Raw genomic sequence first — 15,074 nt, forward strand, 5'->3', positions numbered from 1 at the left:
TGTAAAAATATTTTCAGATCAGAATGTAAGTCGGTCTAGTGTCATTTGTTTTTTAAGATTTCCCAACGCGCCAAATACAAGGTTGTATACCGATTGTATGTTGATTTTCATCAGGTCCGCAATTTCGTGGTTATTAAGATTCATATAGAATTTCAGGAAAATCGCTTCACGCTGACGGCGGGGCAATCCGTTAATTGCTACATTTAAATGTTGATTTGTTGAGTCAAATTCTTCCTCAGAAATCATATGGTTTTCATGAGAAGGCGTGTGAATGTGCCAGTATTCCACCGGAATATCTTCATTGCTGGTGTGTTTCTGCTGAGCGTTCAAATGGCGAACCAATTTTCTCTTGATTGAGGCCATAAGATAAAACCGAACAGATGTGGTGTCACCCAGCGTTGTTCGGTTTCTCCAGAGCTCCACAAATAAATCGTGAATGCAATCCTTAATTAGTGGCTTATCAATCGTAAACTGAGAGCAGTATTGGTAAAGGATGTGGACGTACGACCGGTAAAGGCACGCGTAGGCGTTCTCATCTCCTTTTCTGAACTGGTCCCAAAAACAAAGTTCTTCTTCTTGTTTGTAGCGTAGGTGAGCCATCGTAAGGTTAGGAATTAACTAAGGTTAGGAATTATAAATTAATAAGGGTCATTTTTACACTTGTAAATATATTTATAAAAAAACGTATTAAAAAAATATTTTCAAGAAAAAATTACATCCTTTAAGTTAATCATGCAATAAACCTTAATTAAGTAACCTTTTATAAATTTAAGTTTACAAATTCGAACTTTTCACCGTCAAAAAGACCTTTGTCACTTAGTTTAATATTAGGAATTACAAGTAAAGCCATAAAAGATAATGTCATGTACGGTGACTTTAATGTTGATTTAAGTTTAATTTTAACAAACTGATCAATTTCTGTGTAAGATTCTGCCGCCTTGTATCCGTCAACGTCTGTCATTAGACCTGCAATAGGAAGTGCTAGCATATGTTTTTCATCCAAGCCTACCGCGGATACTCCGCCCTTCGCTTCAATTAATAAATTGACTGCTTCGCAAATGCTCTGGTCGTCGCAGCCGACTGCAATGATATTGTGCGAGTCATGTGCAACGGTTGAAGCAATCGCACCTTCTTTTAAATCAAAGTTTTTGATAAATGCAATGGCAGGAGCAGCATTATGATATCGGTTTACAACAACGATTTTCAGAACATCCTGATCGGTATCCGAAACCATAAAACCGTTTTCAGTTTTAAAATCTTCGATTAAAAGATTAGTGATCAATTGTCCTTCCAAAGCTTCAATAACCCGAATTTTTCCATTCGTTTCAGCTGGAACAGGTGAAGCAAAATCAGTCGGGCTTTTCTTCGTACAATTGAATTGGTTGATATGATCGCTGCGAAGATCAGGAATCAGGGAAACTCCGTTTTCAGCGACTAATGCTCCGTCGAGATAAGTTTTAAGAACATTAAAGTCTTTAAGATTATCTATCACCACAAAATCAGCCGGGTCGTTTTTTCTCAATAAGCCAACGGGAAGATTGTAATGCTCAACCGGATTGATACAGGCAGCCTGCAGAATATTCCAAAGATCGTGTCCAAGCGCCAGTGCTCTTTTGATTAAAACATTGATGTGCCCTTCAACGAGATTGTCCGGATGTTTGTCATCTGAACAGAACATGATCCTGTCGGGAAATTCTGCCAGCAACGGAATTAGCGCGTCAAAATTTCTGGCAGCGCTCCCTTCACGAATCAGGATTTTGACACCGTAATCAATTTTTTCTCTTGCCTCTTCATAAGTAAAACATTCATGGTCTGTGGAAATTCCATTGGCAGCATACTGCTTAGCCGCTTCGCCACGAAGTCCGGGAGCATGGCCGTCGATTGGTTTATTGAAATGTTTGGCCCAATTGATTTTTGCCACCATATCAGGATCGTTGTCAAGAACACCAGGAAAATTCATCACTTCTGCGAGGTAACCGATATCGTCGCTTGCTAGCATCTTTCTGACATCTTCCGGATCTACTACGGCACCGGCAGTTTCGAAAATAGTAGCTGGGACGCAGGACGGGGCACCGAAACAAAATTTAAATGGAACACGTTTTCCATCTTTGATCATATATTCTACGCCAGGAGCGCCGAGCACATTCGCGATCTCGTGCGGATCAGAAACGGTAGCGACGGTACCATGGACTACGGCTAATCTGGCAAATTGGGAAGGCGTCAGCATGGAGCTTTCTACGTGGACGTGGGCATCGACGAAACCAGGTATTATATAAGGAAGGCTGGAATTTTCTTCGCCTGTAACATTTATACTTTCAATTACCTTATTCTTTATCGAAATCTCAGCTTCCTGAATTGTCTTTTCGAAGATGTTAACTAGGTTGGCTTTCATTTTTTATAATTGTTATGGCAAATATGTATCGGTATTAAATGGTACCGCGTGAATAGTCCTTGTTGTTACTGCACGTAATTTACAAAACCATCTCTAAGTATCATTTAGTTTCTGACGCAGTGTTTCATTACCCGTCGGATGGCGGAAAAAGCCATCCGACGGGGTCGCCCGGTCCGACGGCTTTTTCTGCCGTCGGACCGGTAATGAACCAGAAAAAAATAATAAAAAAGGATCAGGAAATCACCGAGCTCGCCCGGTATCCCTTTTGATATTGAAGCGGACTTTTCCCGGTATGCATTTTAAAATATCTGTTGAAATTGGCAAAATTATTGAATCCACTTTCATAGCAGATCTGCGCGACACTCAGTTTTCCGTCAATCAATAATTTACAGGCGTGGCCGATCCGAAGTTCCAGTAAAAATTGAGAATATGTTTTCCGGCTTCTGCTTTTAAAATACCTGCAAAAAGAATTCGGACTGATATTCGCGATTTCCGCAATCTCTTCAATCGTTATTTTTTGCTGAAAATTACTCAGCGAATATTTATATATCTGATTAATCCGGTCTTCGTCATGCTGGTCATATTCTTCCTGATAGTGGCTATTCGAAAGCAACTTTATTTCTTTACTATGCGCCAGCGTTTCCAGAATTTGTAATAATGAAATAATCGGATTTCCTTCAACCTGATCCAGCAGTTTTTGAAGAAGCACTTTAATCTGCTGATTTTCCTTTCCCAAAAGTTTCATTCCCCATTTCGCTTTTTCCAGTAATTCGTTGATCGATTTATTTTCAGGAAGACTTCGGAAGGTTTCACCAAATAGTTCAGCAGAAAAATGAAGAACAGTCGCTTGTGCATACAGCTGAGAATCACCTTTAAAATACTTTTCATCACAGCGCCAATAATGCGGTAGATTTGGCCCGATCAGTAGCAAATCGCCACTCTGGAAATTTTGAATGTTGTCTCCGACAAACTGAGTCCCGGAGCCTTGTTCAATATGCACGAGCTCGATCTCCGGATGATAATGCCAGCGATTATAAAAATACAACACCACATCCCGTCTGATGCTAAAAGACTGATGCAAACCTTTCGGAATTTTAAGTAATTGAGGTTTCACAGTTAAAATGACAAGATTTAATCAATAATGATCCAATTTATGCCAAAATTATTGAAAAATATGCCAGTATAGTGAAACAACGCCTTTTTATATTTCTATTCATTTGTGTTAAAATTCAATAAGAAATATTGGTATTTTTATTTCGGATAACTTCCTGTATTATTTCGGCGTTTTGGGAGGTATATATTAATGATGTATGCATTTGAAATGCCGGGTAAAAACGGAATAACTCGTCTGACTAAAATGAAGACGAATTTCTTGACATGAAGTTATTTCAGATTCACATCATGAACATTTATTAATACTTATTCCTATTGAGACTATGGCGTCCAATCTTTTGAAAATTCACCCATCCGACAATGTCATCGTGGCGCTTAGAGATATTCCGACAGGCGATACTGCGGAATGGAACGGCGAGCGTTATGTTTTGCCTTACGGCGTTTCCTCAAAGCATAAATTTGTTACCGAAGATATAGAAACAGGCGGAGCAATTATTATGTATGGCGTTTTGGTGGGCCGTGCAAAACAGCCAATCAAACGGGGAGAACCCATTACTACTTTTAATTTAAAACACGATTCCCAGGATTACAGCACCGCGAATCGGCAGCCATATTTATATACACAGCCGGACGTAAGTCGTTGGCAGGGAAGAACTTTTAATGGATATCACCGGGAAGACGGTCGGGTAGGGACTTATAATTACTGGCTGGTATTGCCGCTGGTATTTTGTGAAAATCGCAACGTGCTGATCATGAAAGATGCTTTCGAGCGAGAACTGGGTTATGCACAGACTGATATGTATCGCGGCCAGGTTGCTGAATTTTTGAAAGCATACCAGTCAGGAGATATGTCCCGTATGCAAAATTTGGGAGGATTTTCAGAACCAACAAAAGAACAGCAGGTAAAAAGTCGTCCTTTCCCCAATGTGGATGGAATTAAATTTTTGACACATGAAGGCGGTTGCGGCGGTACCCGTACGGATGCAAATACTTTATGCGCACTTTTTGCTGCATACGCTGTTCACCCGAATGTCGCCGGAATCACCGTTTTAAGCCTGGGTTGTCAAAATTCGGAACTGAAAACTTTGGAAGACGAAATTAAAAAGCGCGATCCAAATTTCAACAAACCTTTTTACGCTTTTGAACATCAGAAAGGTACTGAATACTCGCTGGTTTCCGGTGCGATCAAATCAACTTTCCTGGGTTTGACTGAAATGAATAAACAATATCGTGAGCCAGCTCCGTTGTCAAAACTTTCGGTTGGATTGAAATGTGGTGGTTCAGATGGATTTTCGGGAATTTCTGCGAATCCGGTTTTGGGTCATTTGTCTGATATCGTAGTTGGGCTTGGCGGACAAACACTTCTTGCTGAATTTCCGGAACTTAATGGTGTAGAGCAGGAACTTCTCAACCGTTGCGTGACAGAGGAAAAAGCGGCCAAATTTGAAAAATTAATGCGCGATTACGCTGGAAAAGCGGAAGCAGTTGGTTCTGCATTTGCTTTTAATCCTTCGCCTGGTAACATCAAAGACGGTTTAATTACCGATGCAATCAAATCAGCTGGTGCTGCAAAAAAAGGTGGAAATGCCTATATTTCAGATGTTTTAAATTACACGGAAAGAGCAACCGAAGCTGGTCTGGCACTGGTTTGTACACCCGGAAATGACGTGGAAGCGACAACAGGACAAACAGCTGCGGGCGCGAATATTATTCTTTTCACGACTGGTTTGGGAACACCGACAGGAAATCCAATATGCCCGGTTGCCAAAGTTGCAACGAATACTATTTTGGCAAACCGTATGCCGGATGTAATAGATTTTGATTGCGGGCCGGTTGTGGATGGTACGCAGTCACTAGAAGAAAACGCAGACCATTTATTGGAATATGTGATCAAAGTGGCAAGCGGAGAATTGACGAAAGCGCAGCAGCTAGGGCAGGATGATTTTATTCCATGGAAAAGAGGTGTTTCACTTTAACTTTTTTTTGAGGGATTATAACAACGGAAAATAAAATTTTCAAGCTAAGACATACAGCTCATGAGAGTGAAAAGTCAGTAACCTCAGGATTGATCCTGGGGCCGAGAGCTTTGGAGGTCGCGACACGGGATTTATCCCGTAAACCATAAGTTTGTTCCGAGTATAGTTCGTATTCATCAGTCTTTTCATTAAGACGTTGACTTAATATTTAATTGTAAAATACATGTTTGATTTAACCGGCAAAGTGGCTTTGGTAACAGGAGGTGCAAGTGGAATCGGTTTAGCGATTTCTGAAACTTTCGCTAAGCAAGGTGCTCATGTGCATATTCTTGAACTTAATATTGACCTCGCAAATCAGGTAGTTGAAGATATAAAAAATAGTGGTGGAAGCGCAGAAGCGCATGCGATCGATATTTCAAAACAGGCAGATGTTGTAAAAGTTATTGACAAAATTGCTGAAAAACAAACCATCAATATACTGGTCAATAACGCAGGGATAGCCCATATCGGGAAAGCGGATAACACGGCTGAAACCGACTTCGACCGCGTAATCAACGTCAATGTTAAGGGAGTTTACAATTGCCTTTTTGCGACAATACCACATTTGAAAAAAGCTGGTGGCGGCGTTATTTTGAATATGGCATCCATCGCTGCAACTGTCGGTATACCTGACCGTTTTGCTTATTCAACTGCAAAAGGTGCTGTCTATTCAATGACTTTATCGGTTGCAAAGGATTATCTGGCGGATGGTATTCGCTGCAACAGCGTTTCGCCGGCACGTGTTCATACGCCTTTTGTTGATGGATTTATTGCAAAAAACTATCCGGGACAAGAAGCTGAAATGTTTGAAAAACTTTCAAAAACACAGCCGATTGGCAGGATGGCAAAACCGGACGAAATCGGAGCACTTGCCTTATACTTGTGTTCAGACGAAGCCTCTTTCATCACCGGTTGCGATTATTTGATTGATGGGGGATTTGAAAAACTAAATAATTAATGTAGGTAACACAGAGAACCGCAGAGCGAAAAAAAGAGGTACACAGAGTTTTTTTAGAAGATAATGTTGTGAAAAAACTCTGTGGCACTCCTTTACAACTCTTAATTTCTCTGTGAAACAATAAAAAGCATAATATGAAACTTTTCCGTTTTGGAGCTTACGAACAAGAGAAACCTGGTGTGGAACTGACAAACGGCGAATTGCTGGATGTTTCTGCTTTTGGGGAAGATTATAATGAGAAATTTTTTGGTACGGACGGATTAAATCGTCTTGCCGATTGGCTCGCTGTCAATTCGGCATCGGCACCACGTGTTGAGCCTGGTTTCCGTTTTGGGTCATGCATTGCGCGCCCATCAAAAATTATCTGTATTGGAATGAATTATGCAAAACACGCATATGAATCCGGTGCAACAGAATTACCGAAAGAGCCAATCGTCTTTTTTAAAGCGACTTCTGCGCTGGTTGGCCCGAATGATCCGGTAATTATTCCAAGAGGTTCGGAAAAAACAGATTGGGAAGTTGAGCTTGCCGTCGTTATTGGGAAAAAGGCGAGTTATGTTGAAGAAGCTGACGCGCTTAGTTACGTAGCCGGTTACACCATTCACAACGATTACTCCGAACGTGCATATCAGCTGGAACGTGGTGGACAATGGGTAAAAGGGAAAAGTAATGACTCTTTCGCGCCACTCGGGCCATACCTTATCACAAGAGAGGATATTCCAAATGCGAATAATCTTGATCTTTGGTTGTCTTTAAACGGCAAGAAAATTCAGGATAGCAATACCTCAGACATGATTTTCCAGGTTGGTTTCCTTGTAAGTTATCTGAGCCAGTTTATGACTTTACTTCCAGGTGACGTTATTTCTACTGGTACTCCAGCTGGCGTAGGCTTGGGTATGAAACCTCAGGTTTATCTGAAACCAGGTGATATCGTTGAACTTGGTATCGAAGGCCTGGGTGTTCAGAAACAGGAAGCTGTGGCCTGGAAAGCAGTATAAATTCTAAATTTCCGGGTGCGAAATACTATTCTCATCCGGAAACATTCAAACAGTATAATATGGTTATTGATTCCCATCAGCATTTTTGGATTTATGATCCGGTAAGAGATTCCTGGATCACGCCAGAAATGGAAAAGATCCGTCAAAACTTTCTTCCCGAAAATCTAAAACCGGTTTTGGAAGCGAATGGCGTGGACGGATGTGTGGCTGTGCAAGCGGATCAGTCCAATTCTGAAACTGAATTTTTGTTGCAGCTTGCAGAAGCGAATGACTTCCTAAAAGGCGTTGTGGGTTGGATAGATCTTCGGGCTGAAAATTTGTATGACAGGCTGGAAATTTGTTCGCAATTTGAAAAATTAAAAGGTTTCAGGCATATCGTTCAGGGTGAGCCAGATGATTTTTTGCTGCAATCTGACTTTATCAAGGGTGTAGGACAATTGGTTGCGTTTGGTTTTACCTACGACATTCTTGTCTATCCAACGCAACTTGAAGCGAGTTATACTTTTGCCAAACAATTGCCAAACGTAAAGTTTGTACTTGACCATGTTGCAAAACCTTATATCAAGAAAGGTGAGATAGAAACCTGGGCAAAGGATATTAAAAAGCTAGCTGAGCTACCAAATGTCTCCTGCAAAATTTCAGGTATGGTGACAGAAGCGGATTGGTATTCCTGGCAAAACGCAGATTTTGAACCCTATCTGGATACTGTTTTTGGAGCTTTTGGAACAGATCGTTTGATGTTTGGTTCTGACTGGCCGGTTTGCCTGGTGGCTGCCGAATACGGTGCCATGAAAGATGTGCTTGGAAATTACCTGACAAAACTTTCCAAAAACGAGCAAAAGAAAGTCTGGGGTGAAAATGCTGTTAAATTTTATTCCCTCGATTAAAGAAATTGTATAATGAAAAGATACTGCCTTGCTTTGGATTTAGTAGACGACGCAAAGATGATTGAAGAATATGAGGAACATCACCGTGTTCCTCGTCCTGAAATTAAAAAAAGCATTCTGGATGCAGGAATTACCCAAATGGAGCTTTACAGAATTGAAAACCGGCTTTTCATGATTATGGAAACGATGGACGATTTTAGTTTTGAAACAAAAAATGCCATGGACGCTGCCAATCCGGATGTTCAGGTTTGGGAGCAGCTGATGTGGAAATATCAGCAAGCGTTGCCTTCTGCCAAGGAAGGGGAAAAATGGGTTATAATGGACAAGATCTTCGCTTTGGTTTAGGGATTATCTTCAAATTAGTACCAAAAATTTTGTTAGCCACAATTGAAAAATAGCTTTTAAAACTAGCACCGACCAGCATCACTCAATAAAAGTTAGGGAAAAACTTCTCAGGAATTATCCGAAGACAGATTGCGATTTTAAACCTAAGGGTCTTAAATTACAGTTTGACAGGAGCCATTTTACTTAGCTATTTGATAGATTGAAAAAGTTAGTACTGATTATCAGCTTAATATGTTTAACCATCACTTTATTCTCGTCACAGCCTCGTCGGCCAGTGGAGATTAAGGTTATGAGTTTCAATGTCCGCCATGGACTGGATTTGAACGACGAGTCGAATCTCATGGGGATTTTGAAAATTATAAAAGAAAACTCGCCACAGTTAGTCGCCTTACAAGCGGTTGATAGTTTAAAAAATAACGGTAAAGTGCAATTTCAGCTGCGGCAGTTAGCTATTCAGACGGGTATGTATTATGCTTATGGCGTCGCCGATAGTACGGAACATGGATCGCAAGGTGTAGGATTATTATCCAAATGGCCTTTTGAGAAAACGCAAAAGTTCAATTTGCCTGCGACCAAAGGTTCTGATGCGAGAGTGTTACAATGCGGACTGATTAGCGTCAACAAAAACCTGACGTTTAGGTTTTGTAATGCGCGTCTTGAATATGCCTCCGTCGTTGACCGAGCTTTGCAGGCGGCGTTTGTGAACAGGTTGCTTGAAGGAAGTATTCAGCCTGTGGTTTTAGGAATGGACATGGGCGCCCGGCCAAATGAGCAACCCTATTTTTCTTTCAGGAAAAAATGGCAGGACGCGGCCCGTGGGTCCCAGATGCAGACATGGAGTGAAGGGCTTCCCGGTGACAGGCTCGATTATATTTTTGTATTGATGAACAACAAAGTTAGAGTGAAGAAATATAAGGTTATCAAAAAATATCCGGACGTTTCTGATCATTACCCCATTATGGCAACGATTGAATTTTGGTAAAATATGGATTATTCACATTTGAAAATCGGACTGTTTATTCCCTGTTATGTGGACCAGTTTTATCCGCAGGTTGGAATTGCAACGTTGGAATTATTAGAGAAACTTGGCTGTACAGTGAGCTTTCCGCTAAATCAGACCTGCTGCGGACAGCCTATGGCGAACTCGGGTTTTGAACATTTGACTAAGGATTGCAACAATCTTTTTTTTAATTCTTTCGCCGAATTCGATTATGTCGTAGCCCCTTCGGGAAGCTGCGTGTTGCATATCAAAGAGCATTTGAAAGTAGAGGATCGTATAGAGGAATCTAAAAAACTCCGTAAGAAGGTTTACGAACTGGTTGAATTTATAACCGATGTTTTGAAAATAGATGAGATCGCAGCAAATTTCCCTTATCGGGTTGGATTGCATCAGGGTTGTCACGGACAGCGCGGTTTGCATCTTTCCCAGATGTCGGAATTAAACGCGGCTACTTACAACAAACCTGAAACATTATTAAATAAAGTTCAAGGATTAGAGCTGGTTGATCTCGACAGAAAAGATGAGTGCTGTGGATTCGGAGGAACGTTCTGCGTTGCCGAAGAGGCGGTTTCAGTGAAGATGGGTAAGGACAGAGTTTCGGACCATATTCGTCACAATGCTGAATATATAACAGGATCGGACATGAGTTGTCTTCTGCATTTGGAAGGAATTTTGAAACGAAAAAATTCACCAGTTCAGGTAAAACATATTGCTGAGATTTTGAATAGTGCTGTAAAACAAATACCGGCACCCAATCATTGAGCACCGGCATTTTACAAAGTTTACGGAATCCAGAATCTGAGAAGGCTCAGTCGTTTAGTTGATTGAAGAAACGACGCGGCTCGTCTTTGTCAGAACATCAAACGTTTGTGAAGCTTTCTCTTTTCCGTCCGTAATCTCGAAAGTATAAGTACCATCAAGAAGTGTCGAAAGATCAAAATATTTCACAAAAGTTGCTGCTGCACGTTTGTTTTCTGAAAAAAGAACATTTTTGTCAGTGTCCAGAATGCGTACGATTATATTGTTTGATTGTGCATTGTTATATGAAACGCGGAATTGCATAGGTTTAACTTGCAGAACTGACAACTTAGTAGAAGCTGATTCAGTTTTGTCTGAAGTTGCGATGGCGGTTTGTGCATTAGCTGTAAATGCTGAACCTGCTATAAGCATACCAATCAAGGCTGCTGAAAAAAGAGTGTTTTTGGTTTTCATAGGAGTGAAAATTAATTTGTGTCTAAAAAAAGTTAAATTAAACTTTGATCAGACTCTGATGCCCCGATCAAAAAACTTTGTGATTCAAAATTACAACATATTGCAATAGAGTAAAATAGCTTTTTTGCGTTTTGTAAAAAGTTGTTTATTTAACAATTCGCAAACTTGAAATAGTACAACGAATGTGAAAAGTACAATTGAGATTCTTTAAAAAATACTATTATCTATTTGTTAACAAGCCATGTCGAAAGTAGTAATTGAACATGCCGAGGCCTCAGAGACCTTTAATAAGGACGAATCGTACGTAGATTGGCATGACGAAACATTGTGGTTCGTTCGTAAAAAGCGGGATATTTCATCAAAATTGTTGCCTGAATGGGAGGAGCTGCGGGAAACCGCTTCACAGATAAAGAATTATGTCCTTTCGCACATGGACGATTTGCTTGAAACATTTGAAAAAAATGCAAAAGCAAACGGCATTCATTTACACTGGGCAGTTGACGCGAAAGAACATAATGAAATAGTTCTGGCGATCTTAAAGCAGCACAAGGTTGAGAAGATGGTGAAAAGCAAATCGATGCTGACCGAGGAATGCCACATGAATGAGTTCCTTATCCAGAATGGCATTGAAGTGATCGATACGGATCTCGGCGAAAGGATTGTTCAGCTTCGCCAGGAACCACCTAGTCATATCGTTTTGCCGGCAATTCATTTGAAAAAGAAAGATATCGGCGATCTCTTCCACGAACATTTGGGAACTGATGCAGGCGCAACAGACCCGCAATATCTGACAGAGGCGGCGAGACAACATTTACGCGATAAATTCCTGACGAGACGGGCAGCACTGACCGGCGTTAATTTCGCAGTTGCAGAAACCGGTGGATTTGTTGTTTGTACGAACGAAGGAAATGCAGATATGGGCGCGCATCTTGCCGATGTTCATATTGCCAGCATGGGTTTTGAAAAAATAATCCCATTACAATCTCACCTTGGTGTTTTTCTCAGACTTCTTGCGAGAAGTGCAACCGGACAACCCGTTACAACATATAGCAGCCATTTCAAGAAGCCGCGCGAAGGTCAGGAAATGCACCTGGTCATTGTGGATAATGGCAGAAGCACACAACTTGGACGTCCCGATTTTAAAAATTCTTTGAAATGTATTCGTTGTGGGGCATGTATGAATACCTGCCCTGTATACCGTAGAAGCGGCGGACATAGTTACCATAATGCTGTCGCCGGTCCGATCGGTTCTATTCTCGCTCCGAATCTTGATATGACCAAAAATGCAGATCTTCCCTTTGCGAGTACGTTATGTGGGAGTTGTTCCAATGTTTGTCCGGTAAAAATTGATATTCATGATCAGTTGTATAAATGGCGGCAGGTTTTAGTCCAGGGCGGGCATGTGCCTCAGGCGAAAGAAATAGGAGTGAAAGCGATGTCGATGGTGTTATCTCAGCCAAGATTTTATCAATGGTCGGGCAGGCTGGGTCGGTCTGTAATGCGGACTTTACCTTTTATGGTTAATAATTCGCTGAATCCGTGGTTTAAGCAGCGGGAAATGCCAGAGCCGCCAAAAGAAAGTTTCAGAGATTGGTTTGTCAGAAACCGGAAGTAATTATAGAATAGAAATATCATGAGCTCACGTGAAAAAATTCTTCAGCAGGTTAAGCTGAACAAACCCGCCGAAACTGTTTTGCCTACGCATTACACTTTTAACAGCGGTTACAAAGATACGGAAGAGAAATTCAAAGAAATTTTACAAGCCATATATACTGAGGTAATCATCGTAGAATCTAAGGAACATCTTCGCGAAAAAGTTGAGGAGATGTACGTTGATGTAGTGAATAAGGCCACGACAATTCCTGAACTGGCTTCCTGGGCAGATTTTAGTTTGCAGGTCGCAGATCCGCATGATCTTGAATTAATTGAAGTTGCTATTTTACAGGCAGAATTTGGTGTCGCAGAAAACGGCGCAGTCTGGATTTCGGATAATCATTTACAACATCGGGTTTTGCCGTTCATTACACAGAACCTCGCTTTTGTAATTCCGAGAAATGCGCTGGTAAATAATATGCATGACGCATACAATCGTTTGTCCGATACCACCGGTTGGGGCTGTTTTATTGCCGGTCCGTCCAAAACTGCGGACATTGAGCAGTCATTGGTGATCGGTGCGCACGGAGCCCGGAGTATGGTTATCTTTTTAGTGGAGAATTAGTTAGAAAATGTAGTAAAGGTTGTTTTCAAGTAAGTATATAAAAAAGTTCGTCTCCCGCATTCTTTCTTATACTTTTGCAATTATTAATATATTGCATTTTTGAATTTGGCCAGGTTATGCCGCCGAATATTAAACCTTGAAAGTATGCCTAAAATAATTGTTGCGATTGATGGATATTCAAGTTGTGGAAAAAGTACAACCGCCAAGCAGGTTGCTCAGCAGCTGAATTATGCATACATAGATACAGGAGCAATGTATCGGGCAGTGACATTATTTTTTATTCAGAATCACATATCGGTTTCCAATCCCAGGGAAGTCCAGAAAGCATTAAATGACATCCATATCACGTTCCGCCGTCATAAGGAGAAGGGGACAAATGATACCTATCTCAACGGCCTTAATGTTGAAGATGAAATTCGTAAAATGTACGTTTCCGAGCAGGTAAGTACCGTCAGTGCGATCAAGGATGTACGGCATTCGTTGGTTGCCCAGCAGCAGCGCATGGGCCGGTCGAGAGGGATTGTTATGGATGGCCGCGATATTGGGACAGTTGTTTTTCCTCAGGCTGAACTGAAAATTTTTATGACGGCCGATCCGATAATTCGTGCGCAACGTCGGCAGCTTGAATTGCTGGAAAAGGGCGAATTAGTCGGACTTCCTGAAATTGCTGAAAATCTGAAAATGCGTGACCGAATTGATACTACCCGTGCAGAAAGTCCATTAAGACAGGCAGAGGATGCGATTTATATCGATAATTCAATGATGACACTGGACGAGCAGGTAGAAATGGTGGTCAGGTTAGCGGATGAACAAATCGGTTTGGTACTCCGTGATCGTGAAAATAGCTAAAATTTCATGACACAAAATATTGAAAACCATTATGATTATCTGATTGTCGGGCAGGGAATTGCCGGAACTTCATTGGCCTGGCATCTGCATCAGTCAGGTAAGAGAATATTATTGGTCAATGATTCTTCCTTACCATCTTCTTCAAAAGTTGCGGCCGGAATTTTTAATCCTTTGACTGGAAAAAAGCTAGTAAAAACATGGCTCGCCGATGAAATTTTTCCCTATGCTCAAAAATTTTATGCTGGTTTGGAGGAAAAGCTAGGTGTAAAAATATTACATCAGGCTTCCATTTTTCGGCCTTTTCGATCCATTGAAGAGCAGAATTCGTACTTAGCTCAAACGTCTGATCCCGGAATTTCCAGATACATTCAGTCACCGTCTGAACAACAAAATGTGCCGGAACATGTTCATGCTCCATTTGGAGGTATGGAAGTTATTCGTTCAGGCTGGGTGGATTTGCCTTTATTATTGGATAAAAGCCGTGACTATTTTTCTAATTTAAGTCAATATCTGGAATCAACTTTTAATATTGATGATCTGAAAGTTTCTGAGAAATCCGTTTTCTGGAATGGTTATGGATTTGACAAGGTAATTCTTTGCCAGGGTTTTAATGCGAGGAAAAATGAGCTTTTTAACTGGCTGCCTTTTACCCCGGTTAAGGGTCAGATATTGGAAATTGAAATTGATAAATTAGCGACCAATCAGATTGTAAATCAGGGAATTTTTATTCTTCCCGTTTCTGAAACGCATTGCCGGGTAGGAGCGACCTATTCCTGGGATCCTTTGGATTGGGAAACAACGGCAGCCGCCGCCCAGGAATTGGAAAGTAAATTGAAGCCGTTGTTAAAAGTGCCTTATAAAATCACTGGACAGCTGGCCGGAATTCGACCTTCTTCACATGACAGAAGGCCCATGTTAGGTATCCATCCGGATTATTCGCGCATCGGGATTTTCAATGGACTGGGCACAAAGGGTGTCACACTCGCGCCGTATTTTGCGAACCAGTTTACAGAATATCTTGAAAAGCAGAAAGAATTGAATGAAGCAGTGAATATTAAGAGGTATTTTTCGTTATATTTCCGTTGAA

General features: G+C 41.1%; 15 protein-coding genes. 11 read left to right on the plus strand and 4 right to left on the minus strand.

Translation table 11 applies throughout. The features are described 5' to 3' along the window. Positions 1-18: 18 nt before the first annotated feature. From L0657_RS25450 to L0657_RS25460, 3 genes are all read right to left on the minus strand, one after another. Positions 19-600 (minus strand): RNA polymerase sigma factor, encoded by a 582-nt coding sequence (locus L0657_RS25450; RefSeq protein WP_090341629.1) that lies wholly within the window; start codon positions 598-600, stop codon positions 19-21. A gap of 160 nt (positions 601-760) precedes the next feature. Beyond that, positions 761-2,392, minus strand: coding sequence for an adenine deaminase (gene ade / locus L0657_RS25455; RefSeq protein ID WP_235153604.1), 1,632 nt, complete (start codon positions 2,390-2,392; stop codon positions 761-763). Between the two features lie 232 nt (positions 2,393-2,624). Beyond that, positions 2,625-3,506, minus strand: a complete 882-nt coding sequence (locus tag L0657_RS25460; RefSeq protein WP_235153605.1) for an AraC family transcriptional regulator — start codon at positions 3,504-3,506, stop codon at positions 2,625-2,627. A gap of 322 nt (positions 3,507-3,828) precedes the next feature. Here L0657_RS25460 and L0657_RS25465 point away from each other — a divergent pair, with 322 nt between their 5' ends. The 7 genes from L0657_RS25465 to L0657_RS25495 all read left to right on the plus strand — a co-directional run bounded on the left by L0657_RS25465 (position 3,829) and on the right by L0657_RS25495 (position 10,470). After that, positions 3,829-5,481: a UxaA family hydrolase gene (locus L0657_RS25465; RefSeq protein ID WP_235153606.1), complete on the plus strand. Its 1,653-nt coding sequence runs from the start codon at positions 3,829-3,831 to the stop codon at positions 5,479-5,481. A gap of 223 nt (positions 5,482-5,704) precedes the next feature. Beyond that, positions 5,705-6,478, plus strand: coding sequence for an SDR family NAD(P)-dependent oxidoreductase (locus L0657_RS25470; RefSeq protein WP_235153607.1), 774 nt, complete (start codon positions 5,705-5,707; stop codon positions 6,476-6,478). Positions 6,479-6,612: 134 nt separating this feature from the next. Then, on the plus strand, positions 6,613-7,476 hold the full coding sequence (locus tag L0657_RS25475) for a fumarylacetoacetate hydrolase family protein (protein ID WP_235153608.1): 864 nt from the start codon (positions 6,613-6,615) through the stop codon (positions 7,474-7,476). 59 nt (positions 7,477-7,535) lie between these two features. Further along, entirely contained in the window at positions 7,536-8,363 is an 828-nt protein-coding gene (locus L0657_RS25480) for an amidohydrolase (protein ID WP_235153609.1), read from the plus strand. A gap of 12 nt (positions 8,364-8,375) precedes the next feature. Further along, positions 8,376-8,708, plus strand: a complete 333-nt coding sequence (locus L0657_RS25485) for an L-rhamnose mutarotase (protein ID WP_235153610.1) — start codon at positions 8,376-8,378, stop codon at positions 8,706-8,708. A 199-nt stretch (positions 8,709-8,907) separates the two neighbouring features. Continuing rightward, a complete protein-coding gene (locus L0657_RS25490) occupies positions 8,908-9,690 on the plus strand; it encodes an endonuclease/exonuclease/phosphatase family protein (RefSeq protein ID WP_235153611.1) in 783 nt (260 codons plus the stop codon). A 3-nt stretch (positions 9,691-9,693) separates the two neighbouring features. Then, positions 9,694-10,470: a (Fe-S)-binding protein gene (locus tag L0657_RS25495; RefSeq protein ID WP_235153612.1), complete on the plus strand. Its 777-nt coding sequence runs from the start codon at positions 9,694-9,696 to the stop codon at positions 10,468-10,470. A 54-nt stretch (positions 10,471-10,524) separates the two neighbouring features. On the opposite strand, the gene L0657_RS25500 is transcribed toward L0657_RS25495, so the two are convergent. Further along, on the minus strand, positions 10,525-10,920 hold the full coding sequence (locus L0657_RS25500) for a hypothetical protein (RefSeq protein WP_235153613.1): 396 nt from the start codon (positions 10,918-10,920) through the stop codon (positions 10,525-10,527). Positions 10,921-11,161: 241 nt separating this feature from the next. Here L0657_RS25500 and L0657_RS25505 point away from each other — a divergent pair, with 241 nt between their 5' ends. The 4 genes from L0657_RS25505 to L0657_RS25520 all read left to right on the plus strand — a co-directional run bounded on the left by L0657_RS25505 (position 11,162) and on the right by L0657_RS25520 (position 15,073). After that, complete coding sequence (locus L0657_RS25505) at positions 11,162-12,535, plus strand: lactate utilization protein B (RefSeq protein ID WP_235153614.1); 1,374 nt, start codon at positions 11,162-11,164, stop codon at positions 12,533-12,535. Between the two features lie 18 nt (positions 12,536-12,553). Then, positions 12,554-13,138, plus strand: a complete 585-nt coding sequence (locus L0657_RS25510) for an LUD domain-containing protein (RefSeq protein WP_235153615.1) — start codon at positions 12,554-12,556, stop codon at positions 13,136-13,138. A 144-nt stretch (positions 13,139-13,282) separates the two neighbouring features. Beyond that, positions 13,283-13,987, plus strand: a complete 705-nt coding sequence (cmk, locus tag L0657_RS25515) for a (d)CMP kinase (RefSeq protein ID WP_235153616.1) — start codon at positions 13,283-13,285, stop codon at positions 13,985-13,987. Between the two features lie 6 nt (positions 13,988-13,993). Continuing rightward, positions 13,994-15,073: an FAD-binding oxidoreductase gene (locus L0657_RS25520; RefSeq protein WP_235153617.1), complete on the plus strand. Its 1,080-nt coding sequence runs from the start codon at positions 13,994-13,996 to the stop codon at positions 15,071-15,073. Position 15,074: the final 1 nt, after the last annotated feature.

It is taken from the genome of Dyadobacter sp. CY345 (genome assembly GCF_021502725.1).
Taxonomy (GTDB): Bacteria; Bacteroidota; Bacteroidia; order Cytophagales; family Spirosomataceae; genus Dyadobacter.